The sequence below is a fragment of the Vibrio sp. 03_296 genome (assembly GCF_002265885.1).
Genome location: NZ_NPKW01000918.1, coordinates 1 through 705, shown reverse-complemented (window position 1 = coordinate 705; position 705 = coordinate 1). Strand labels below are relative to the sequence as shown.

1 pseudogene is annotated in these 705 nt (G+C 42.0%); it reads left to right on the top strand.

What is annotated here, in order from left to right:
* Positions 1 to 37: 37 nt before the first annotated feature.
* A pseudogene (locus tag CIK04_RS28835) lies at positions 38 to 705 on the top strand (ATP-binding cassette domain-containing protein); the annotation flags it as partial.

Genomic DNA, 705 nt, shown 5'->3' with positions numbered 1-705 from the left:
TTCTGTTGTCCGCCCATTGACGAAATAAAGAGAGACCATGGTAATCAAACACATGAATTACCTGTTGGAAATGACAGGAGTAAGTAAAGAGTTTCCTGGGGTAAAGGCATTAGATAAGGGTTAATTTAAAAGTTCGCCCTCATTCTATTCATGCATTAATGGGAGAAAATGGGGCCGGCAAATCAACACTATTAAAATGTCTATTTGGTATTTACGAGAAGAATGAAGGAAATATTCTCTTTCTCGGCAAGGAAGTGAATTTCACCTCGTCAAAAGAAGCATTGGAATCCGGTGTTTCTATGGTTCACCAAGAATTGAACCAAGTAAAACAATGCTCCGTTATGGACAATATTTGGCTCGGTCGTTACCCAAAGAAAGGGTTCTTTGTTGATCACGATAAAATGTATCGCGATACCAAAGAAATCTTTGCCGAACTGGATATCGATATCGATCCTAAAGTCAAAGTCGCGACCTTATCCGTGTCCCAATCGACCAAGATGGTTGAGATCGCCAAAGCGTTCTCCTATGACGCCAAAATCGTCATCATGGATGAACCCACCTCATCGCTGACGGAAAAGAAGTCGGCCACCTGTTTACCATCATCAACAAGCTGAAAGAGAAAGGCTGTGGCGTGGTGTACATCTCGCACAAGATGGAAGAAATCTTTGCTATCTGCGATGAAATCACCATTTTGCGTGATGGACA